The sequence below is a fragment of the Bradyrhizobium sp. C-145 genome, assembly GCF_023375135.1.
GTDB classification, from domain to species: domain Bacteria; phylum Pseudomonadota; class Alphaproteobacteria; order Rhizobiales; family Xanthobacteraceae; genus Bradyrhizobium; species Bradyrhizobium zhanjiangense.
This window is the reverse complement of the sequence record NZ_CP088150.1, coordinates 6,330,236-6,352,328: the sequence shown is the minus strand read 5'-3', so window position 1 is coordinate 6,352,328 and position 22,093 is coordinate 6,330,236. Positions and strand designations below refer to the sequence as shown.

Below are 22,093 nucleotides of genomic sequence, written 5' to 3'. Positions count from 1 at the left end.
CTTCTTAGCTCTCGCGCATCAGGCATGTCTGTCCGGCGTTTGACTCAAGAGGTCAAAAATCGACCAAGTTCGAAGATGCGGGCAAACAAAGCGGCTATTGTTGAGGCGAAATGCTGCGCTGCGAAATCGCCCTGCTAAGTCATCCACCGTACAGAGCTGCAGTTCTTCGCGTGTTAGGGTGTATCATTGCTGGCCACGACATTGGGCGTCGGCAACTGAGAGTTCTTGCACTCCCGCCTTTGAAACGGGAGTGCACGATGTTTCAGTCAAACGCTATCCTCGCATCTCTGTCAGACAGCGACCGAACGGCCCTTCGGCCTCATCTCAAGGCCACCCATCTGGAGCAGAAGACAGTACTCTATGAAGCCGGCGATATCATCGACGCGGTCTATTTCCCTATAACTGCGGTCATATCTCTTGTTGTGTCGCTTGCGACGGGCGAAATGACGGAGGCCGCGATGGTAGGCAGGGACGGTGGGTTTGGTCTCGCCTCTGCGCTGGATGGAAAAGTCGCAATGTGCCGCGCCATCGTCCAGTTAGGTGGTGATGCCATGGTTTGTGAGCCCGCCGCATTCAAGAGCGCGGCGATGCAGTCGGAGAGATTGATTTCGATTGTCATGCGTCATGAGCAGACGTTGTTTGCGCAAGCCCAGCAATCAACGGCTTGCATGGCGCACCATGAAGTCGAGGCCCGACTCTGTCGATGGTTGCTGCGCGCCCGCGACCTCGCGGGAAGCGATCAGCTTCCTTTCACGCAAGAGTTTTTGGCTGAAATGCTGGGCGTCCGGAGAACGAGTGTAACAACCGTCGCGCGCACTCTCCAGAAAGCCGGGATGGTCAAGTACTCCCGGGGCAAAATTGAAATAGTTGACATTGAGGGCATTAGTGAAGGCGCCTGTGAGTGCTATGAGACGAATAGAGCGCAGTATCAGCAACTGCTGCCCATGGCCGACTGAGTCTGTAGCAACTGATGTTGCTCGTGTCCGTGTGTGGTACGCAGCCGAACAACGCTCAAACATTAGTCACAGCGGTTATCAGCAGTAGACCGGACACCGGCTGGGCCTCAACCGCGGTCGCCCCTCATACGAGCCAAAGATGTGTTTACGGTGACACTTATTACAGCCTTCCGACCCAAAAAGCGCGCAGAGGCCATTAAAGGCAACTGCGACCGCAGATCTCATGGCATCTTTGGTTTCGGCCGCAACACGAAGATCGTCGGCCCTGTTCTATCGGCGCTCGGGTGTCGAATGCCCTACGAAGCGGTATCGCCGATCGGCAGCCTTTTAGCGCTCGCTATTTTCAAGCGGCAGGCCTAGGGTTGCCTATCACCGCCCTTTCCACGGCTTCCATCGGTGACTGAGGGCAAAGAACGCTCCCGCCGAAGTGGAAGGAGCGTGCATGTCTCGATTTCGTCTGGCCGACTGGATCGTCCCGCCAGTCGTTATTCCGCCGTTTCTCTTGATTCTGGTGTTTGCAGCGGCTGCATAGCGTGGATAGCGCGACGCAACTGCAATACCTGGTGGGCGGGAATGACCGGTTCGGCCGCATCAACGTCGGCCGTGACACGGCGGCAGCTGCGTTGAAGAAGGCGCAGGAACTCTTGCGGGAAGGCTATGCCGACGTTCGGATATGCACGCCGCACGGCCGCATCCTGCTGCCTGACGAGTTCGATCAGCTCGAAGGCTAAAGCAACGCCAGCAGCTCGTTTCGTGCTTGCGCCTGCAACGATCAAAGAAGGGGCGAAAGGACACGGCATGTTCAAATCTAAGCAGCATCGCGCAGAAGCGGCCGAGTATGCCGAACGGGTGAAAGATTCGAACGATCCGGACGAAGGCCGAAAACTTCGGGAAGCGCAGGGCCGCCTCGTCTCGCTCGTCGATAATGAGCAAGGCTTGGCGGACAACTATGACGATGCCGTGCATGTCGAAGAGCAGGACCGATCTTGCGGCGCCGTCCTTGCCAGCGAGGAAGAGCGCGTTCTGCGGTGTCTCGGCGCTGCCGTCATCATGCAGTGGGACGCCCTGCCGACGACGTTTTCAGCGGGAGATCTTTGATACCGCCGGGTCCGTTGGCAGCTTGCTCGAGACGGCGGAGCTTCGCGGGCAAATCGCCCGATTTCTGCACAAGCACAAGAACGACGCCGACTACAATGCGCATTGAGCGGAGGCGCGGCGCAAAATGGTAGATTGACTGCCGCTGCTTTGTACCGGGGGGCTGCACGGTTCGCGGTGAGCCGCTGACATGAATTAATGCAAACCACAGGAGGACCTACCTATGCCACTAACACAATTTAGCGTCGATGTCGGACTGCATACGATGGACGGGCTGAGGCTTTGTGCCCGAGACGGCACTGAACCGGTCGAGGCGTTCATAGGGCGCAAGGTGCTAGACGTCTGGGTTGAATCTGTCGAGCACAGCGGCGGACGTCAAAGCTTGTTCCGTGATCAGTACAATGCGCTCGGCCAGCTGAACCTTGCTGCGATCGGGCGAGTGGTGGGCGCGAAGTATCAGCGAGGCGCTGCGTAGCGCCAGCACCCGTTTGTCGAGGTCTTGATCTCGGACATCGAGGACAGCGGCGAAGCCCTGGATCTGAGTGGACTCATGCGCAAGCCTCTGCCGCCGACGTTTCAGAGGATTTATTGAGCCGGCACGTGAAGTGCGTCCTTGCTGCAAGATCGCGCAGAACAATCGTTCAAGTCTGCCGGTGCGTCCGCCGCCGTGCATTCTGCGACGTCAAGAAAGAGTATTGAGGCACAGACATGACGCCGCTCCGCCGCATCGTCGTTATCGGCAACTCGCTACCTCGCCGCTGCGGTATCGCAACCTTTACCACCGACCTGCAGCAGGCCATATCGAGTTCCGACCGCGGCTTGGAGACCTGCATCGTGGCAATGACCGATCGGGGGCAAGCCTACGACTATCCCGCGTCGGTCGCTTTTCACATCAGGGACGACAACATCGAGGAATACGTGCGCGCGGCAGACTTCCTGAATGCAGGCCGGTTTGACACCGTCTGCCTGCAGCACGAATTCGGCATTTTTGGCGGCGAAGCCGGTGCCCATATCCTCGCGTTGTTGGCGCCCCTCAGAATGCCGGTAGTGACGACGTTCCATACAGTGCTGGCCGATCCGGCGGGCAAGCAGCGCACGGTGATGGAGCGCATCGTCGATGCGTCTTCCAAGGTGATAGTCATGGCCCACAAGGGGCGCGAGCTATTGCGTGACGTCTATCAGGTGCCGGACGACAAGATCGAGGTGATTGCTCACGGCATTCCCAATGTCGCTCTTGTCGGGCCCGATGCGGCGAAGGCCATGCTCGGGTTTGCTGGCAAATCAGTCATTCTGACATTCGGTCTTCTATCGCCCGGCAAGGGCATCGAAGTCATGATCGATGCCATGCCATCGGTTCTGACACGCTGTGCTGATGCGGTTTATGTCGTGCTAGGCGCGACACACCCCAATCTGGTTCGAGACCATGGCGAAGCCTATCGCGACAGCCTTGTGGCGCGGGTGCGCGAGCTCGGAATCGACAACCACGTGGTGTTTCTCGACCGGTTCGTCGACCTTGCCACGCTGCTCGAGTTCATCTCGATGTGCGACGTCTATGTCACGCCTTATCTGAATGAGTCCCAGATGACCTCGGGAACCCTGGCCTACAGCTTTGGACTCGGGAAGCCGGTCGTTTCGACCCCGTACTGGCACGCACGCGAGCTCCTTACCGATGGATGCGGCGTATTGGTGCCGTTCGGCGACGCGGCGGCGATCGGCCGAGAAATCGCAAAACTGCTTACCGATCACCCGCGACGGCATGCGATGTCTCGGCGCGCCTATGCCGCCAGCCGAATGATGACGTGGGAACGCACGGCCGAGCGTTACATCTCTGTCTTCGAGAATGCTCGTCAAGGCCACCGACTCAAGGTACTCGCGCGCGCCGACAAGGGACCGCCGGAGCCACGTGGCTCGGAGCCACCTGACATGCAAATCGCCCATTTCCTGGCGATGTGTGATGATACCGGCCTGTTCCAGCACGCAGTGCATTCGGTGCCCGATCGCTCGCACGGATATTGCGTCGATGACAATGCCCGAGCGCTGCTGTTGGCCTGCGCCCTCAACGATCCGGGCGAACAGCCCCTTCCGGAAATTCTAACGACCCGCTTTGCCGCCTTCGTGCAGCATGCATGGAACCCCGACACCAGGCAGTTCCGCAACTTCATGGGCTACGATCGAGTCTGGCTTGAAGACAGGGGCTCCGAAGACAGTCACGGGCGAACTTTATGGGCATTGGGTGAATCGGCGCGCAGAGACACAAGCCCCTCGCGGCGCAGGTGGGCCACCGATCTGTTCGCCCAAGCTTTGACGACCGCGGAAAGCTTTCGTTCACCCCGAGCATGGGCATTTACGCTGCTGGGGCTGGACGCTTATTGCACTGCAGCTCCGGACGATCTTCACGCCATGACAGTCAGGCATTCTCTTGCGGGCAGATTGATGTCATGCCTGGCGTCAGTTGAGACGCCGAGCTGGGGGTGGTTCGAGGAAGGCCTTGCTTACGACAACGCGCGATTGCCACAAGCTTTGATGCTGACTGGCGTAGCGACGCAAACATCGGTCTACCTCGATGCCGGATTGCGATCACTGCGCTGGCTGATGACGCAACAGACGACCACAGCAGGTCACTTCCGGCCCGTCGGCACCGCCGGTTTCGGCGACCGGCGGCAGCGTCCTCGTGCCTTCGATCAGCAGCCTGTGGAAGCAACGGCGACGATCGCTGCATGCCTTGCGGCGTGGCGCGCGGATGGCGACTCCGATTGGAAATCGATGGCAACGCGGGCCTTCGCCTGGTTTCTTGGCAGCAATGATCTGTCCGTGGCGCTGGTCGATCCGGATACCGGGAGTTGCCGCGATGGGTTGCACCCTGATCGGGCCAACGAAAACCGCGGGGGCGAGTCGGTTGTTTGCTATCTCCTTGGACTTGCGGAAATTCGTCAGCTTGCGCGCGTAAACATCAGCCGGGCAATGCCCGCGCCCGTGCGCGCCGCGAGCGCCTGAAATTCTTCCTGATTAGCGAGCCGAGGATATCGTGTCACAAGCCACTTTCCTGAATCGGCAGGCACTTCACCTGCGCCCCGATCCCACGCGGGTGATCGTGCGACCATTCAAGCCGGCGACTGAACCGCGCGATCTGAACCCGACCGACAAATTGCGAGCAAATCACATCGTCAACCGGGTTCTCGCGCTCGAGCCCGAAGCAGTTGCCACTCAGCTCGCGGATGTCCTGGATAATTTCGAAGGTCGTCACCGCAATCTGCTGGAGACGTTCGAGGCCCGTGCGGATGAAATGGAGGAAGCTCTGGCAAGCCACGGAACCTTTTCGAAAGCCCAGCGTCAGCTGATCGGGGCCTACTTTCTGAGTGAGTATTCGTTCGAAGCGTCCGCCTTATTCAATCCCAGTATCGTGCCGCATCCCGATCAGTCGGGTTCGCCAAAAGGTGGCGTTCGCTTCATTCTCAGTCTACGTGCGATCGGGGAAGGGCATGTGTCATCATTGACATTTCGAACGGGAATAATTGCAAAGGATGGCAGTGTGATCGTTGATCCGACGGCACGCCTTGCCTCGATGCCGCGGATTTGTCATCGCGTAGCCGAACCGGATGGCGAGCGTGTCGAGTTGATTTTCAAACCTGAAGAAGATCTCACCGAGCGCGTGATCTTTCCTGTCACCGAATCTCAATCGAACGGCATTGAGGATGCGCGCTTTGTCGAATTCAAGGACGACAATCGCAAAACCTACTACGCGACCTACACGGCCTACAGCGGACGGGCGATCCGCTCCGAATTGATCGAGACCAGCGATTTCATCTCGTTTCGGTTGGCGCCCTTGAGGGGGGCTGCGGCACGGAATAAGGGCATGGCCCTATTCCCGCGTAAGATCGGCGGCAAGTTCGCCATGATCGCGCGGCAGGACAATGAGAACCTTTATCTGATCTATTCAGACGACCTCTACACATGGGAGGGCGGTCAGGCCGTTCTGAAGCCGGAATTTCCCTGGGAGTTCGTCCAGATCGGCAATTGCGGGTCGCCGATTGAGCTTGACGAAGGCTGGCTGCTCCTAACGCACGGCGTCGGTCCCGTACGCAAATATTCGATCGGCGCTGCGTTGCTCGACAAGAACGACCCCGCCAAGGTGTTGGCTCGTTCGCCTGAGCCGCTGTTGCGGCCCGAACCAACGGAGCGCGAAGGATATGTCCCCAATGTTGTCTACACATGTGGCGCTATGCGGCACAACGACCAGGTCATTTTGCCGTATGCAGTGTCCGACACCTTCTCGAATTTCGCGACTATCAAGATCGCGGAACTCATGGAGGCAATGAGATGAGCGCCGCCTCCACAACGTGGACGTCCACTGCTCGCCAATTCAAGGAGCCATCATGGCGCGCGAGACGACCTACGTCGTGCAAGCATTCAATGCTGGCGAGAGCGGAAAATTGAAGCCGGAGTTCTCCGATCGTCTGCAAATCGGAAAGTGGCGCCCTTCGAACGGCGGGAAGACTCGCATTGAGCAAATTCGCCGTCGTTGCATTCTCGTCTACAGGCGACCCCGAGATGGGCGACTATGACGATGAGCCTACCATTTTCTTCCGGAAGGGCGACCTTCCGGAAGACTTCGACTGAGTACTTGGTCCCCATCGAGATCAATTTGCAAGGGAGTCCACATGAGCGAGCGACTTGAGACACTGAAGAAAGCCCGTGATCGCATGCTCGCGGACAGAGACGCGCACGTGAAAGTGTTGGCGGCTCCTTTTGAGTGGGATACGGCTGAGCGTGCGCGCAACAAATTCGTCGAAATGCAGGCACTGATCGATGCCCTGGACCGCGCGATCAACGGTGAAAATCTCATGTCAACAGGAAGCTGAAGCGCGTGGAAGACGAGACCAGCGGCGACTTCGTTGCAGGTAGGACCGCGTGGCTCGCCAAACCGCACCTCCGGCTCGATCGGCAGCAACACCACGGACCGCCAACTTCCGCGGTATCGAAGTCGTGCCCAAGAGACGCCAAGCTGACGGCACGCTGTGGCGGTTCTCAACCGGTGGGAACCACTTCTCTTGTCCGGCAGCCGATGTAGGGCTCGCTATTGCGCGGGGTTAGGCGCATATTTTTCCCGACCGAATCATCTTAGAGTGGCCGGTGACGAGAGACGGCCACCGCGCTAGCGCCTTATCGGAGCAAGCCCTGCCGCTCTACTTCTTTCACGTTTCCGATGGAACCTCTGTGCCCGACGAGATAGGCACCGAGCTTGCTGACGTTGCGGCTGCACGTGCAGCAGCGGTCGACATGAGTGGACAGATCCTCAAAGATGGCTCGACCGCTGAGTCGTGGGACGGCGTTCCGTGGCGGCTCGAGGTCACGGACAGTCCGAGACGAGGCGGCCATAGTTTCTTCGTCCTTCATTTCTCGGCGACGAAAAGATAACGTCTCGGTACGTGGGGCGACGTGCCGGAATTCGGGAAGTGAACCCTTGCGCACTACTCGGTCCAGGGAGGATCAACCTCCCGCTCTCACTTCGTATACCGCGGTCGTCAGCTCCGTGGGCTCCAGCGCAACAGCTCGTCATCCTCAACGACAAGCACGACTGGCCATTTGCCGGCGTCTTCGTTGCATCCGGTCCGGCTTCCCTATGCGTTCGCCAGATTGTGCGCGGGCCCGCTCTCCGCGCCAGCCGCGCGGCCCGGCTAGAGCCTATTGGTCTGCTGCACGATGAAATGAATCGAGCCCGTACCACTCCTATTCGTTAAGCGCGCATTCTGATCCCAGGCGATCCTCGACCAGGCCTGCGGGTGCGCCCGTCAAGTCTTTGTCGCTGTCTTGGCAATCTCTGTTTCGATCCCGGTGGCACATGCCTTGGCGAACGAGTAATCCATGCTGGTGGACGCCACATCTTTCACGAATTCGCTGACGATGTTTCCCCTTGAATAAGGGCTGGCCGCCTTGAACTTGGCCAGAGCGCCGTCCGCGGCTGTGAACTGCGCGACGCAAAGCGGTACCAGAATGGACATTCTGCCATCGCTCTCCGCCGTGGCGCGCATGATCCTGGCGGTCTCCCCAGTGATCCAACCACCCCAGATAAATCCAATGGCCATGGTCGCCACCGCACCGAAGGCGATGCCTTGAAGCACGCGCGTCCGTGCCTCGCCTAGCAAGATTGCGGGAAGTTTCATGAAGGTCGCCTTTGTTGAGCGCACTGATGCGCGCGTGCGCCGCCGGCGCGCCGTGGTGGACATGATTCTTATGATTGCGCCTTCCGATGGCACGGGAGCTGCTGCTACGACGTGTGGCGGCGACTTCGGAGGTCGCTGCTTCATGGGCAGCTTCAAGGTGAGCATCTGCTAACCTGTAGCCGAACGCTATACCGCTAACCTGGTCGTGTAAAGGACGCTCTGTTCTAAGACGGGCTGCGTGTCCAAGTTGCCGCTTGCGTCGAGACTGCGATGGCTGGTGCGCCGTCACCGAACCGCTCTTTGGCGGGCACGACTGGTAGGATTGGTTGAAGACATTTCCCGCTCTCCGACCTCGCGGGAGCATGTAGAGCTGTCAGTCACCGATTCTTGCCAAGGCTCGGGCGGTGTCGGTCCGAAGCTAAGGCAGAACGCGGCTCCGAAATAGAGGAACTTTAACCAGATCCCGGTGCGCCTACTGCAGACGCCGCACAATCCAGCCAAGGTGCGCTTCTGCGACCTGCCCGGCGGCGTTCCGCACCTCGATCGAGAGGTGCTGCATCTCCGCACCTCTACTCATGTCCCTGGCCAAATCAGCAAGCGAGTTGGCGGCTTCTCTTTGAGCCGCTTCGATGCTCGGCAGCATCATCCCTTCCTCGTCAAGGGCCAATTCTTCCCTGCCGCGAATATCGAAAGAATACCGCTTCATCCCAGCGCTCCATTTGGCGGGAGCGCTGCAGCGCCTCTCTGTCACCGGCAATCGCCGAGTTCGGGACCGGTGATAGACCCCGAACCAGTCATGCGGACCAACGTTCCTAATTGCTTGTCGAAGTCTGCTACCGCTCCGCGCCTTGCCATGAGCGATTTCAGAGTAAGCATGGCAACTGCGCTTTGCCGCTGCTGCTTTGCCATAGCTTGCCGACTTCAAGCGTCGCTTGATTTCGCCCTCTCGCGCGCCAGCCGCTCAGCTCTTAGCCGTTCTAGGTTCTTGCGGAGGGCCTTTTGCTCCTGTTCGTATTCAGTAACGGGTCTATCCGATGGACGAAAAGAATTGTCCGCGTCATATTCGCGTCTGCTCATGACGACCTTTCATTTCGTTAGCGAGGCCTTAGCCGATCTCTGGATCGAGGCAGGAGATAGGCCGGCGCCTCATCTTGTTAGCATGGTGGCTGTAGTCCCGGGGAGGTCTGCCACTTATTGACCTCTACGGCGACATCGATCTGCCGGGCTTTTTGCAACAGCTCAATGCGGCGGATGCCACTAGGCATTCCTTGAGCCTGCTGGCGCAAGTTTGTTGCCTCTTGCGTTAGACGGTATTCGAACGTCGATGATTGTTCTGAAGATCGTCGAGCTGCCATGTTGGTGCTCCGCTAAGGGGTGAGCGGGAGCGCAGCTGCGTTCTCATCACCGATAGATGCTAGGGGGCCGCTCGATGGTACCGCGATTATGCGCCTCGATTAGCCGAATAGCGAGGGCTTTGTTTCATGCTATGTCGGGAACCATCGGCAGTTGCCGAAAGTGGGCCGCTGGCTGAATCATCGTCTCTTCGAGTCCTCTGAACGGCGTTTGACCTGCAGTGGCCATAGCGCGGACACTGAAGCCGTCGGCGAGATGCTGCGCGGCGCCGACGGTCGGGTTTGGCCACGAGCAAACATTGCTGGCCGTTCAAAATGAGAGGGGCCCTCGACCGAGGCGGCCTTAGTTGTAGAACCGACGCAGGCTTTGATGATCTCGCGATATCGTCCGTTGGCAGGACATTCGTGCGGCAGATTGGGATGCGCACAACGCAACGCCGCCTAGCGTTGAAACGTTCGCCGGCGGCGATGGGTGTATCCCCCGAGAGGGTACTAACAAAATCCCGGATATGGATTGGTCTATGCCAGCCGCCAAAGGTTCACTCTCGGACCGCAATTAGGACAACTCGCCGGCGCGCAAACACTGGGCGAGAAATTCCATTGAAGGGGCTGCTCGAGTAGTGCTCCGTCGCACGTGCGCAGCAGGGAATATTTGCCAGAACCCAACGGCTCACCGTCTCGTAGCATTTCGCGCACGCGCCGTCTTGCAGCCATTCCATACCGAGGATGTGGCACGCCCCTACTTCGGCGGATGCAAATCGCCTTGAAGGCACCGGCCCGCCTTGGAATGCATAGGGTCTTCGCACGCGGCAAGGATCGTTAGTACATGATTGCACACGGCACACTGAAAGCGATGTAAGTCGACGCCAGGACGTTCTGACTCAATGCTGACAAGCATCATCGAAGATTTGCAGATCGGACAGCCCGGGCGCTGCAATGCGATGGGCCCAACGTTAGGTAAACGGTCTTGAGATTTGGGCATAGGGGCTCCCCCTCCGAAACAGGCGGGAGCACGACGCTCTCGGTCACCAGTAATGCCTGGGCGCGGACCGGTGATAAGTGCAAGTGTGCGCCTGATCGGTCTCAATCGCGAGTCAATCGCGGCCGTGCGACCGCTGCTTTCAGCACGCCCGATTGTAGTGCAGATGGCGAAAGTTCCGACAAAGCCATTCCATCCAGGTGGCAGCGAGGAGCGAGGCCTGACGATCCCTCGGCGGCCCTCAAAAGGGATCAGGGTAGTAGCACCTGACATTTCGAGCATTGAAAACTGCTAGCCTCGGGATCAATGCAGGCAAAGCCGACCGGCACATGATCGGCCCGGGTAGCGGTGTTCCCTCTCACATAGGCGTAGCCATCCGCCTGCGAGAGCCGGGCCACGTCGATCCTCCCGCAGCGTGGACACTCAAGATCTACGGTCCATCTATCGCGCGTTGTCATTTGCCGAACCGGGCTGCGGACCGACTTGGTCGCGGGCGATAGACTTGACGACATGATCGAGGATCGGCTCGCTCTGCGATCCGAAGACGTGACGGCCAGTTCGGCAATCGCGCGCGAGATCGACATTGCCGCGCGCGTGGCGGCGGGGGCACCAAGTGTTCTTGAAACGCACGGCCGCCCTGCTGCTGCGTTGGTCAATCACCGGGAGGAGGGTCATGGCCGACGCCGATTGCGCAGATGGCACACCCAAAGAGGCCGCTCATTCTCCAAACCGTCCCTTACTGAGGCGACCTCAGTTCACTGTTAATCCAGCGCAAGGCGTTGAAATCGATCGGATCTGCAGGAGCTTGCGCTTCGTAGACCAGCCGGCATTTTAAGCACCGAAGTGTTCGACGCTCCAATCCGGGCCGGCCCGCTACAACGCGCAGGGTCTCCATGCGGGCGCCGCAGTTGGGGCAGCGGGGACGTACGGTCTCGCGTGGAGAAAGCTTGTTCGTGAGTAGGGCGTCGGGCATGGCACTCCCTCGTCACGGCGGGAGCACGACACTCTCAGTCACCGACAATGCCACGAACCGGTCGATGATATACAACCCTATCCCTAATGCACCCCGCCGTATATGGCGAATGCAGACGGAAAGGAGGCGATGTCGCCAAGAGGGAGCGCCGCAGGATATGTGGGTGAAGCAGCGCCGCCGCGGCCAGAGGCAGATTAAAGATGCAGGTCGGCTGACGCTTGAGCAGCGCGCTTGGCCACCGCTTGTGACCCGAACTGAGACATCGGCTCTCCCGAACTCACTTGCACTCGAAACCGAATTAGGCCACATCGCAGCCAGGACATGGGCCGCCGTATGCTTTCCGACGCTGCATATGTATAGGCACACAGCTCCTTGGTTCATGCTGGGACAGATTGTCCACGCCGGCACGGTGGCAAAGCCGATCGCCTCATCAAAGATGGAACGCAAAGGCTTTTTCAATGGCTGGATACAAAGAACCTACCTTCGCGGATCGGCATAATGCGGCGCAAGAAGCCAGAAGGAAGATCCTCGATAAGTTTCGCAGCCAGCCTGGACCCGACGATCCTGTGGTGAAAGCGCGGCAGGCCGAGCGCCAAGCGTTCGCCGCCGCGCGGGCCAAGGTCAGTTCGGCGCGCGAGGCCGCAAAGGCCGAGAGTGCCCGCCTAGCGAATGAGGCCACAGTCGCTGCCGCAGCCCAGCTGTTGCGCGAAAAACAAGAGATCGCGATGCGGCAAGCAGCTATCGAAGCCCAGCAGAAAGCTGCACGCGACGCGCGTTACGCCGCGCGAAAGAACAAGAAAAGATAGGAGGCGCGGGTCCGGCGTTGGTGGGCGGGTCATCAACCCGAGGCGTGCACACTCCAGAATGGAATCCCTTTGATGGGAGAAGGGGAAGCGGCTTCCCACGCAGCGCAACATGGTACGTTCTTTGACGACGCGAAATGGCCAAAAGCGGAGGCCGAGAGAATCCCCGCCACGAGCGGTTTTCGATAATTGAAGAAGGTGCGCGAGTTGATCGGGTCTGGGGAAGGGCGGTAGCGGTCCACTGGCTCGACCTCGGGCTCCTGGGCTTCGTGGGCCCGACCCACGAGAATGGATTTCGTGGTCCTTCAACGTGCGTCTCTAAGAGCGTAAGAGCTGAACTCGGCAACGGCTCAAGAACTGGCTCATGCAATGGATGACGTATCGCAGGTTTGGTTGGTGTGGGGAAAGTCGGTAGCGCTCCAGTGCCTCGAACCCCGGACGTGTGCCTGGACAGAAGCCCTTGGAACCCGAGCCGGCTGGCTTCAGCTCACGCTGCCTGCCGAATGCTTTCTTGCTCCTCGCCGAGATTGCTTGGCTTCGATCGGAATTTGCTCACAGCTCTTCGGCTTGCCCGATGACCAAGCCAATCGATCAGAGCTCCCTGTTCTGTGCGCAACTTACCGAGTGCGGAAAACACGACGGTACTGATAGCTTGTTGCTGGCTGCGCAGATGGTCTTCAACTAGCTTGTGCCGAGTGACATAGCCTGCATTCACTCCAGGGATTGAATGGTTCATCAGGAGCTTGGCGTCGAATTCGGAAACGCCAGCAGCGGTGGCAAGTGTCCGAAATGTTTGACGAAGGTCATTGCCCCATTTTGACAATATATCTCGGTCCTCCTTGGTTTCCGCCAGGTGTCCGGAGGCGCTTTCGGCTGGGAATAACCATTCTTGCGCCTGAGTCGGATGCATTTGCCTGCCGAAGCGAAGCACTCGAATGAGGCTCAGGATCATTTCCCGAGACAGCGGGATGTCGAACGCTCGCTTGCTGCCTCCCTTGGGCCTAGGGATGTGGAGCGTTCGCCGCCGAAAATTGATGTGTTCCGGCTTAGCCTGCTGCAATGCGGTTGGCCTAGACCCACACAGCAAAGTGAAAAGATGGAATTCGCGCCGGATTGGATTGTCCAGATTGGCCAGCTCTATGAACCATCTTTTCAAATCGCCGGTGCCCATACCGGTGTTCCTGCGCTCCTCCTGATTCCAATCGACAGCATCCGCGGGATTGTCACGCGGCAGCGATCGATTGGTCTTCCGAGCATGATTGTAGATGGCTCGCAGCGTCCGCATGCTCCCATTGGCCATGTAGGGACCGTTCTCCCTGGTAAGCTGATCATGCTTTTTGGCGACGCGAGCCGGATCGTTCGCGAGATCGAGCAGAGGAGTGTCGAGCCATTCCGAAAAGAGACGTTCGACGTGATCCCGATAACCACTTATCGTTTTCTCGCTACGGCATTTTCGGATTAGGTGGGCTTCCAAATAGCGTTGCCAAGCTTGCTTCAGGGTAGCGCCCGTTACGCCACTATTCCCATCGGTCTCGGCCTGTCCGGCCTTTCCGTCTAGCCTCGCTTTCGGGTGCTGTCCTTTGCTGATCTGAGCAAGGTATTCCTTGGCAATTGCGCGAGCCGCTCGAGTCGTTAATTCGGTGACATCTCCAATCGACACTCTTACGGAAGAGGCCCGCTTTCCCCGTTGTCTGAGGTCACCTTGGACAGTGAAGGTCCTTTTCCGCTTCCCCACGACCACGAAGAAGCCTTTCAACTCGGTGTCGCGAGCCAGATACCAGCCATCTTCAGGAGTCGGTAGCTGAGCGATGGCCTTGTCGCTGAGAGCAATGCGAATGTCGGTCATGGGGGGCGGATGTGAACTGCTAAAACGGTTTTCAAACGGTTTTGGCGAGCCGAGGTGTTTGAAGGTCTGGGTTCGCTGGACTGCGAAGCTATGCGACAAGTCCCTAGAAATAAAAGACCTTCTTGGCCGCTGTCGTGGCGTGGCGTAGATTCAGAAATCGTAGAGAGGCGCCCGTTTTGAACTCTTAATCAGCGGGTCCCAGGTTCGAGCCCTGGTGCGCCCACCAAGCCTTTCAAGGGCTTGGGTACCCCTCGCGATAGCCATTCCGACAAGCGGTCAGCGGCTGGACGTGGTCCAGCCCGCATTCGGTAGCCGCGAAAATCCTTTCTTTGAGCCTGTTGGCGGACGCTGGGTTGCATACATTCCCGACGAGCGGAGCCGACCGCTCTGCGTCATCCGAGCCAGCGCTTGCGACGCTTGTAGTGCTTCACGTCGCGGAATGATTTTCGCCTATCACCGGCAACGCCAAGGTAGAATTCCTTGACGTCCTCATTTGCTGCGAGCGCCCGTGCCTCGCCGTCCATCACCACGCGGCCATTTTCGAGGATATAGCCGTGGCTCGCGTATTTGAGCGCCATATTGGTGTTCTGCTCGGCGAGAAGAAAGGAAACACCTTCCTTGACGTTGAGATCCTTCACGATCTCGAAGATCTCCTCCACGATCTGCGGCGCAAGGCCCATCGAAGGTTCGTCGAGCAGGATCATCTTCGGGCACGACATCAGCGCGCGCCCGATCACGCACATCTGCTGTTCACCGCCTGACGTATAACCGGCGGTGGAATCACGTCGCTCTCTGAGGCGGGGGAAATAGGCATAGACCCGCTCAAGGTCCTGCGTGATCGCCGACTTGCCGTCCCTGCGCGTGAAGGCGCCAGTCAGAAGATTCTCTTCTATCGTGAGGTGAGGGAAGGCACGTCGCCCCTCCATCACCTGGATGCAACCGCGCTGCACCAGATCGCTCGGCGACAGGGACTTCACCTCGACGCCGTCGAACAGAATCGACCCCTTGGTGACTTCGCCGCGCTCTGCATGCAGCAGATTCGAGATCGCCTTCAGGGTCGTGGTCTTGCCGGCACCATTGGCACCGAGAAGCGCGACAATGGCGCCCCGCGGGACCTCCAGCGATACGCCTTTTAGCACTAGGATGACGTGATCGTAGACAACCTCGATATTGTTGACCGACAGAACCGGGGCTGCCGCTTCCGTCGCCGGAGCGAGCTTGGGGGTTGACACGGCAGACCTCCAAACAGTTGCACCTTCGGGGATCCGGGAGCAGGCAAACCTGCCTCCCGGATCAGTCAGACTGGTTCAAGTTTCTTTCGCGCAGTCGCGCGGCTGGATCTTCTTCTCCGCGGCATACTTCGCGGACACATCGGCGACGAGCGGTTCGATGAGCGATTCGTCTGCCGTGTACCAGTCGGAGATTACTTTCCAGGCCTTGCCATCCCACTGCTGAACGCGCCCGTAGCGCGCACCCTCGTGATCGGAGCAGGAAATGCTGACCGGCTTCAACATCCCCTCAAATCCGATTTCCTTGATGCGTGCATCGGTGAGGATGAGGTTCTCCAGCCCCCAACGGACCTGCTCGCCCGTCAGCGGTTTCTTGCCGAACTTTTCCTGCGCCTTCCGGATCGCCTCCACGCCGAGCATGGCGTTGACCATGCCACGGTTGTAGAGAACTTCGCCGACCTTGCCAGATTCCGTTGAACCTTTGCCTTTCGCGTAGACGTATTTCTCTATGTCAGCATGGACGGGAAACCTGCCAGCACCATGCTGAAGCATCAGTGATTTGTAACCTGTGGCCTGATCGCCTGCCGGCGTCACGTCGGGCTCTGCGCCCGACCACCAAACACCGATCATCTTCTCGCGCGGATACGCAACGGCCGCCGCTTCCTTGATTGCCGTGCTGTTCATGACGCCCCAGCCCCAGACCAGGACATAGTCCGGTCGATTCTGGCGGATCGCCAGCCATTGCGACTTCTGCTCGACACCGGGGTGCGTGACCGGGATCGAGGTGAACGCAAAGCCGTACTTCTGCGCCAGCACCTGCAGCATCGGAATCGGCTCCTTGCCATAGGGGCTGTCGTGATACAGCAGCGAAATCTTCCTGCCTTTCAGCTTGTCGAAGCCACCGAGTTCCTTGGCGACATGCTGGATCGCGATATCCGCCGCCGACCAGTAAGTGCCGAGCAACGGGAAGTTGTAGGCGAACACCGCGCCGTTCTTGGAATCGGCACGGCCGTACCCCATAGTGATGATCGGGATTTTGTCGGTCGCGGTCTTCTCGGTGAGGGCAAAGGTGATCCCGGTCGATAGCGGGTTGATGAAGGCCGCGCCGGTCGGTCCCTTGCCCTTGAGGCGCTCGTAGCACTCAACGCCCTTGTCGGTCGCGTAACTCGTCTCGCATTCTTCGGTCAGAATCTTGACGCCGTTGATACCGCCGTCACGCTCATTGATCAGGTTATAATAGTCCACAACGCCGTTTGCGTAGGGCGCTCCGTTCACAGCGTACGGTCCGGTCCGGTAGGACAGAATTGGGATGAACTGCTCGTCTTGCGCTGCGGCCGGTGCACTAAACGCCGCGCCCGACAACGCGGCCGCCAGGATCAGTACATTGCGTGTAATACTTGCCATGTTGATATTCTCCTCCTTTGAGCCCCTCTTTTTCCGTTCGGGGGATTGTTTCCTTCCTCCTTTGTCAACAGCCGCCATCCGCTCGAGGCGCGATCGCAACTTCAATAGGGAAACGGCCAAAGTCTGAGCTTCTCCTTGCCGATTGATATCAGCCGGGCGAACCCATGGGGTTCTTTGATAAGAAGATAGCAGATCAACGACCCAAAGATAATGAACTGCAGGTGAGTGATCGTTTCCGTCGACAGCGGCACGCCGAGCTGGGTTGGAAGGACGTTCAGCATGATCGGCACAATGAGGATAAACGCCGCCCCGACGAACGGGCCCATGATGGATCCTAGCCCACCAATTATCACCATGAACAAGAGCTCGAGCGAACGGTCGATCGAGAACGCGAGCGGCTCCCATGAGCCAAGGTAGACGAACGCCCAAAGTGCGCCCGCCACGCCGATGATAAATGAAGAGACCGCGAAGGCGGTGAGCTTTGCATAGAGTGGCCGGATGCCGATCAGCTCGGCAGCGATATCCATATCGCGAATTGCCATCCATTGTCGGCCAAGGTTGCCGCGGACGAGATTCTTCGCCAAGACCGCGATCACCGTGACGAAGATCAGGCACAGCAGATAGCGTTCGATCGGCGTGCGAACGACCACACCGAAGAAATTCAGTTCCGGCGCATTGACCGACCCTGACGGGGCGTAGTTGGTGAACCACGGCACCCGCAGGAATACCCAGTCGAAGAAGAACTGCGCCGCGAGCGTTGCAACCGCAAGATAGAGGCCCTTGATCCGCAGACTGGGAATCCCGAACAGGATTCCGACACCCGCCGCCATGAACCCGCCAAGCAGAATGGATACCAATACGGGCAAAGGCGGGATCGAAATCGCGAAGCCATGCGAGGTGAGCGGGACATGAACGCCTGTCGCCAGCTTGTAGGCGGAATAGGCGCCAATGGCCATGAACGCACCGCTGCCGAGCGAGATTTGGCCGCAATAGCCGACGAGAATGTTTGTGCCGATGGCAGCGAGTGCGAGGATCAGGAAGGGCAGTAGAATCGCCCACAGCAGATACTCGCTACCAAACGGCCAGATATGGAAGCTGGCCAGCACCGGCACCCCAATGAAAGCGATGCCGAGCAAGATCGCGAGCGCAATGCGGTCCTGACGGATCGGGAAGATCGCCATATCCTCTGCGTAGGTTGTCTTGAATTGGCCGACCTCACGATAAAGCAAAGCTAGCTCCTGTCTCAGATACGCTCGATGATCCGCTCGCCGAACAGGCCCTGCGGCCGCACAAGCAACACTGTTAACGCCAGCACATAGCCAAACCAATATTCGATACCGCCGCCGATAGATGGCCCGAGGTACACCTCTGCAAGTTTCTCACCCGCCCCGACAATGAGCCCGCCGGCGATGGCTCCCGGAATGGAGGTGAGGCCCCCGATGATCAGGACCGGCAGAGCCTTCAGCGCGAGAAAGGTGATGGAAAATTGCACACCAAGCTTGGTGCCCCACACGGTCGCCGCAACCAGCGCAACGAGACCGGCAACGAGCCAGACCACGAACCAGATCCAACTGATTGGAATCCCAACCGAGTGCGCGGCCAAATGGTCATCGGCCACAGCCCTGAGTGCGCGACCGGTCTTGGTACGCTGAAAGAAGATCGCGAGGCCGGCGACCAGGATGCCTGCGATCAATGCACCCCAGACGTCCAGCTTGTTGATCAGAATTCCACCCGGGAAGAGGCCCTCAAACACGAACCAGGCGTCCGTCGGGAATAGCCGCAACGGATAAACATCCGATCCGAAGATCATTTCCGCCGCGCCCTCGAGAACGAATGTCACGCCGATGGTGGACATGAACAGCGTGAGGGCGTCCTGGTTGATGAGGGGGCCGATCACGAACCGCTCGATCAGCCAAGCCGTTGTCGCCATGATCACGGCGGCAAAGCCGATGCCGAGAACGATCGCAACCCAAAGCGGGAAGCCGTTGGCCATGAGGAGATCGAGCGAGCGAACCAGCGCCAATCCCGCGAGCAATACCATTGCACCCTGAGCAAAATTAAAAACGCCGGATGCCTTGAAGATCAGCACGAAGCCGAGGGCGACCAGCGAATAGAGCACGCCGGACATCAATCCGCCGATCAGGACCTCGAGAAATTGACCCAATGCGATCACGAACGCACCTCAGTGTGCGACGCCAAGATAGGCGTCGATGACGGCCTGGTTCTCCCTCATCTCGTCCGGGGTGCCGTCGGCGATCTTTACGCCGTGATCGAGCACCGCCACGCGATCCGATAGATCCATGACCACAGCCATGTCGTGCTCGATCAGCACGATCGTTGTGCCGTAATGGCTGTTCACATCGATAATGAACCGCGACATGTCCTCCTTCTCCTCGAGATTCATCCCTGCCATGGGCTCGTCGAGGAGAAGAAGGTCGGGCTCCATGGCGAGAGCGCGACCAAGCTCGACGCGCTTCTGCAAGCCGTATGGCAAGCGCCCGACAGGCACCTTGCGGATCGATTCGATCTCCAGGAAGTCGATAATCTCCTCGACCCGGTGCCGATGCTCGACTTCCTCTGCCAGAGCAGGGCCGTAACGCAGCATCTGCCATAAGAGGCCCCGGCGCACCTTCAGCGTGCGGCCAGCCATGATGTTGTCTAGCGCGCTCATTCCCTTGAACAGGGCGACGTTCTGGAAGGTGCGCGCGACGCCGCCGCGGGCGGCCTCGAAAGGCTGCATCCTGGCCCGGGTGCGCCCCTTGAAGGTGATGGCGCCACGATCAGGGTGATAGAAACCGTTGATGACGTTGAGCATCGAGGTCTTGCCGGCGCCGTTGGGGCCGATGATGGCCCGAATTTCGCCTTTTCTCACGTTGAACGAAACATCCCTCAGCGCCCTGACGCCGCCGAAGGCCAGGGCTACGCCCTCGACTTGAAGCAGGATCTCGTTCGTGTCCGGCGCTCTCATGCTGCCTTCCCCAAAGATTCCGCCGAACCAGTGGCCTGCATGTCGCGGATCTTGACACGAGCCGCGATAGTGCCCTTGCGGCCATCCTCAAAGGTGACTTCAGTGGAAATGTCGGCCTCATGCGAGCCGTCATAGAGTGCGGTGACCAGTGGCGCATAGCGCTCGGCAATGAACCGGCGACGCACCTTCTGCGTGCGGGTCAATTCGCCGTCATCTGCGTCGAGTTCCTTGTGCAAAATGAGAAAGCGACGAATTTGAGCGCCCGCCAGCACCCTTTCCTTGACGAGAGAGTGGTTCACCGCGGCAACGTCTTTCGCTACCATGTCATAGACCAGCGGATGCCCGGCAAGCTCCTGATAGGAGCCATAGGCGATATTGTTGCGCTCCGCCCAATTCGCGACAGCGACCGGGTCGATGTTGATCATGGCGCAAACAAACTCTCTCGAGTCGCCGAAAGTGATCGCTTCCTTGATATTGGGAAAAAACTTCAGTTTGTTCTCAAGGTACTTCGGCGCAACCATCGTGCCGTCAGCCAGCCAGCCGACGTCCTTCGCCCGATCGATGATCTTTAGATGTCCGGTCTTCTCGTCGAAAAAGCCCGCATCGCCGGTCTTGACGTAACCGTCGAATGTCATGGTTTCCGCGGTCTTTGCTTGATCCTTGAAATATCCGACGAACATGCCGGGCGAGCGAAATTGCACTTCGCCCGATTGCGCAATGCGGATGTCGACGTTCGGGGCCGCCGGACCAACCGTATCGGGGTAGATCTCGCCATCAGGCTGGCACGTCACGTACAGGAAGGCTTCGGTCTGGCCGTAGAGCTGCTTCAGATTTAGTCCGATCGAGCGGTAGAACGCGAACAAGTCCGGACCGATGGCTTCGCCTGCAGTGTACGCGACACGCACCCGGGACAGGCCGAGAACATTCTTGAGAGGTTCGTAGACCAGCAAGCGCCCGAGCGCATAGAGCAACCGGCCCCGCAGCGGCACCTGTTTTCCGGTCAACACCTGCTCGCCATACCGGCGCGCTACGTCGAGAAAGTAGTTGAACATTCGACGCTTGACAGGCGCAGCGTCCTCCATGCGGATCATCAGGCGCGTCAGCATGGCCTCGAAACCACGCGGCGGCGCGAAATAGAAGGTCGGTCCGATCTCGCGCCGATCCTGCTCGATCGTTTCACTACTCTCGGGACATGCCATGCAGAAGCCAGCGACAAGGCCTTGCACATAGTTGAGGTAATGATCGCCCACCCAGGCCAGCGGCAGATATGCGAACACCACGTCGTGGTCGGCCAGTCCGTCGAACCTGGTGGTGTCCGACGCGGCGTCAATGCAGCCTCGCGTCGACAGCATGACGCCCTTCGACGCGCCGGTCGTTCCCGAGGTGTAGAGGATGACCGCGATGTCAGAACCATCACCCTGCCGGACGAATTCATCGATCTGTCCACAGAGCGCCGGATCCGCCGTAAGCGCTGCGCGACCGTCCTCGATGACATCGTGGATTGCGATCAGCCGGCTGTCCGCGTAGCCATCAAGGCCGCGCGACTCGTCATAGAGAATCTTTTGAAGATGCGGCACTCGCTCGCATACGGACAAGACCTTGTCCACTTGCTCCTGATCCTGTGCTGCAACAAAGCTCGCCTCAGCGTGCGCGAGAACAAAGGCAAGCTCTTCAGCCACTGCGTCCGAGTAAACCGGAACCGGAATCGCTTGCAGCGCCTGCGCTGCCATCATGGTCCAGTAGAGCTTCGGTCGGTTGGAACCCACTACCGCGATCTTGTCTCCTGGCTGCAGTCCAAGTCGATGCAAGCCCGCGGCGTAAGCCCGGACGATCGCAGCAACCTGGGCCCACGTCCACGTCTGCCAAATGCCAAGATCCTTGTGTCGAAACGCCGGACGCGTGCCGAACTGCGTCGCATTTCGCAGAAGCAACTTGGGGAACGTATCAAACGATCCGCCATCGGCCATGTCGCTCTCGATCCCAAAAACCGACGCGTTGGTTCGCGCCTGCTTATGGTGACGCCGCGCCCTTTATGGGAAGCAGCCATGCGAACGCCGCACGTTCCAACATTACAACGGTTCGAAAGTCCTACAAGTCCCGGTTTGCCGGGCCGAGATTGTCGTGACCGTCCGGGCGGTCGGTCATTGAGGGGGCCGCCTGCCAATAACCGATTGCGGTGTTGACGGCTAAACTCGAGCGTCCAGATTTATGTTGCGTTGCGGTATTGAAGCTGCGCTCCAGTCCGACAGGGGAAAATCCTATTCTGCGTAGCGCATTGGTCGGCTGCAAAGGCGGTGGAGGGCTGCCTTGCCGCCCTGACCAACCGA

18 protein-coding genes are annotated in these 22,093 nt (G+C 59.0%); 9 read left to right on the top strand and 9 right to left on the bottom strand.

Annotated elements, in window-relative coordinates; all coding sequences use genetic code 11:
* The first annotated feature begins 257 nt into the window (after positions 1-257).
* The 7 genes from LRP30_RS29985 (at position 258) to LRP30_RS29955 (ending at position 6,910) form a co-directional block, all read left to right on the top strand.
* A complete protein-coding gene (locus tag LRP30_RS29985; protein WP_249757084.1) occupies positions 258-956 on the top strand; it encodes a Crp/Fnr family transcriptional regulator in 699 nt (232 codons plus the stop codon).
* A 533-nt stretch (positions 957-1,489) separates the two neighbouring features.
* The gene (locus LRP30_RS29980; RefSeq protein ID WP_249757083.1) at positions 1,490-1,687 is read left to right on the top strand and encodes a hypothetical protein; all 198 of its coding nucleotides are present in this window, start codon (positions 1,490-1,492) and stop codon (positions 1,685-1,687) included.
* A gap of 22 nt (positions 1,688-1,709) precedes the next feature.
* Positions 1,710-2,054 carry a hypothetical protein gene (locus LRP30_RS29975; RefSeq protein WP_249757082.1) on the top strand — a complete coding sequence of 115 codons (345 nt, stop codon included), beginning with the start codon at positions 1,710-1,712 and terminating at the stop codon, positions 2,052-2,054.
* Between the two features lie 220 nt (positions 2,055-2,274).
* On the top strand, positions 2,275-2,526 hold the full coding sequence (locus LRP30_RS29970; protein WP_346016181.1) for a hypothetical protein: 252 nt from the start codon (positions 2,275-2,277) through the stop codon (positions 2,524-2,526).
* Between the two features lie 233 nt (positions 2,527-2,759).
* Entirely contained in the window at positions 2,760-5,045 is a 2,286-nt protein-coding gene (locus tag LRP30_RS29965; protein ID WP_249757081.1) for a glycosyltransferase family 4 protein, read from the top strand.
* A 31-nt stretch (positions 5,046-5,076) separates the two neighbouring features.
* Entirely contained in the window at positions 5,077-6,372 is a 1,296-nt protein-coding gene (locus tag LRP30_RS29960) for a glycoside hydrolase family 130 protein (protein WP_249757080.1), read from the top strand.
* 337 nt (positions 6,373-6,709) lie between these two features.
* A complete protein-coding gene (locus tag LRP30_RS29955; protein ID WP_249757079.1) occupies positions 6,710-6,910 on the top strand; it encodes a hypothetical protein in 201 nt (66 codons plus the stop codon).
* 930 nt (positions 6,911-7,840) lie between these two features.
* Here the strand turns inward: LRP30_RS29955 and LRP30_RS29950 are convergent.
* Positions 7,841-8,212 carry a hypothetical protein gene (locus tag LRP30_RS29950; protein ID WP_249757078.1) on the bottom strand — a complete coding sequence of 124 codons (372 nt, stop codon included), beginning with the start codon at positions 8,210-8,212 and terminating at the stop codon, positions 7,841-7,843.
* On the opposite strand from LRP30_RS29950, the gene LRP30_RS29945 reads away from it, so the two are divergent.
* The gene (locus LRP30_RS29945; RefSeq protein ID WP_249757077.1) at positions 8,211-8,384 is read left to right on the top strand and encodes a hypothetical protein; all 174 of its coding nucleotides are present in this window, start codon (positions 8,211-8,213) and stop codon (positions 8,382-8,384) included. The genes LRP30_RS29950 and LRP30_RS29945 overlap by 2 nt on opposite strands.
* 300 nt (positions 8,385-8,684) lie before the next feature.
* Here the strand turns inward: LRP30_RS29945 and LRP30_RS29940 are convergent, their stop codons facing one another.
* A complete protein-coding gene (locus LRP30_RS29940; RefSeq protein WP_249757076.1) occupies positions 8,685-8,918 on the bottom strand; it encodes a hypothetical protein in 234 nt (77 codons plus the stop codon).
* A 3,056-nt stretch (positions 8,919-11,974) separates the two neighbouring features.
* On the opposite strand from LRP30_RS29940, the gene LRP30_RS29935 reads away from it, so the two are divergent.
* Positions 11,975-12,322 (top strand): DUF6481 family protein, encoded by a 348-nt coding sequence (locus LRP30_RS29935; RefSeq protein WP_249757075.1) that lies wholly within the window; start codon positions 11,975-11,977, stop codon positions 12,320-12,322.
* Positions 12,323-12,806: 484 nt separating this feature from the next.
* Here the strand turns inward: LRP30_RS29935 and LRP30_RS29930 are convergent, their stop codons facing one another.
* The 7 genes from LRP30_RS29930 to LRP30_RS29900 all read right to left on the bottom strand — a co-directional run bounded on the left by LRP30_RS29930 (position 12,807) and on the right by LRP30_RS29900 (position 21,733).
* Positions 12,807-14,165, bottom strand: a complete 1,359-nt coding sequence (locus LRP30_RS29930; protein ID WP_249757074.1) for an integrase arm-type DNA-binding domain-containing protein — start codon at positions 14,163-14,165, stop codon at positions 12,807-12,809.
* 392 nt (positions 14,166-14,557) lie between these two features.
* Positions 14,558-15,397 carry an ABC transporter ATP-binding protein gene (locus LRP30_RS29925; RefSeq protein ID WP_249757073.1) on the bottom strand — a complete coding sequence of 280 codons (840 nt, stop codon included), beginning with the start codon at positions 15,395-15,397 and terminating at the stop codon, positions 14,558-14,560.
* Between the two features lie 75 nt (positions 15,398-15,472).
* The gene (locus LRP30_RS29920) at positions 15,473-16,918 is read right to left on the bottom strand and encodes an ABC transporter substrate-binding protein (protein ID WP_249757072.1); all 1,446 of its coding nucleotides are present in this window, start codon (positions 16,916-16,918) and stop codon (positions 15,473-15,475) included.
* A complete protein-coding gene (locus tag LRP30_RS29915; RefSeq protein WP_128932296.1) occupies positions 16,900-18,027 on the bottom strand; it encodes a branched-chain amino acid ABC transporter permease in 1,128 nt (375 codons plus the stop codon). Before LRP30_RS29915 ends, LRP30_RS29920 begins: the two co-directional genes overlap by 19 nt.
* Before the next feature lie 14 nt (positions 18,028-18,041).
* The gene (locus LRP30_RS29910; protein WP_249761856.1) at positions 18,042-18,926 is read right to left on the bottom strand and encodes a branched-chain amino acid ABC transporter permease; all 885 of its coding nucleotides are present in this window, start codon (positions 18,924-18,926) and stop codon (positions 18,042-18,044) included.
* A 54-nt stretch (positions 18,927-18,980) separates the two neighbouring features.
* Complete coding sequence (locus LRP30_RS29905; RefSeq protein ID WP_091878471.1) at positions 18,981-19,766, bottom strand: ABC transporter ATP-binding protein; 786 nt, start codon at positions 19,764-19,766, stop codon at positions 18,981-18,983.
* The gene (locus LRP30_RS29900; RefSeq protein ID WP_128932298.1) at positions 19,763-21,733 is read right to left on the bottom strand and encodes an AMP-binding protein; all 1,971 of its coding nucleotides are present in this window, start codon (positions 21,731-21,733) and stop codon (positions 19,763-19,765) included. Before LRP30_RS29900 ends, LRP30_RS29905 begins: the two co-directional genes overlap by 4 nt.
* Between the last annotated feature and the right edge of the window lie 360 nt (positions 21,734-22,093).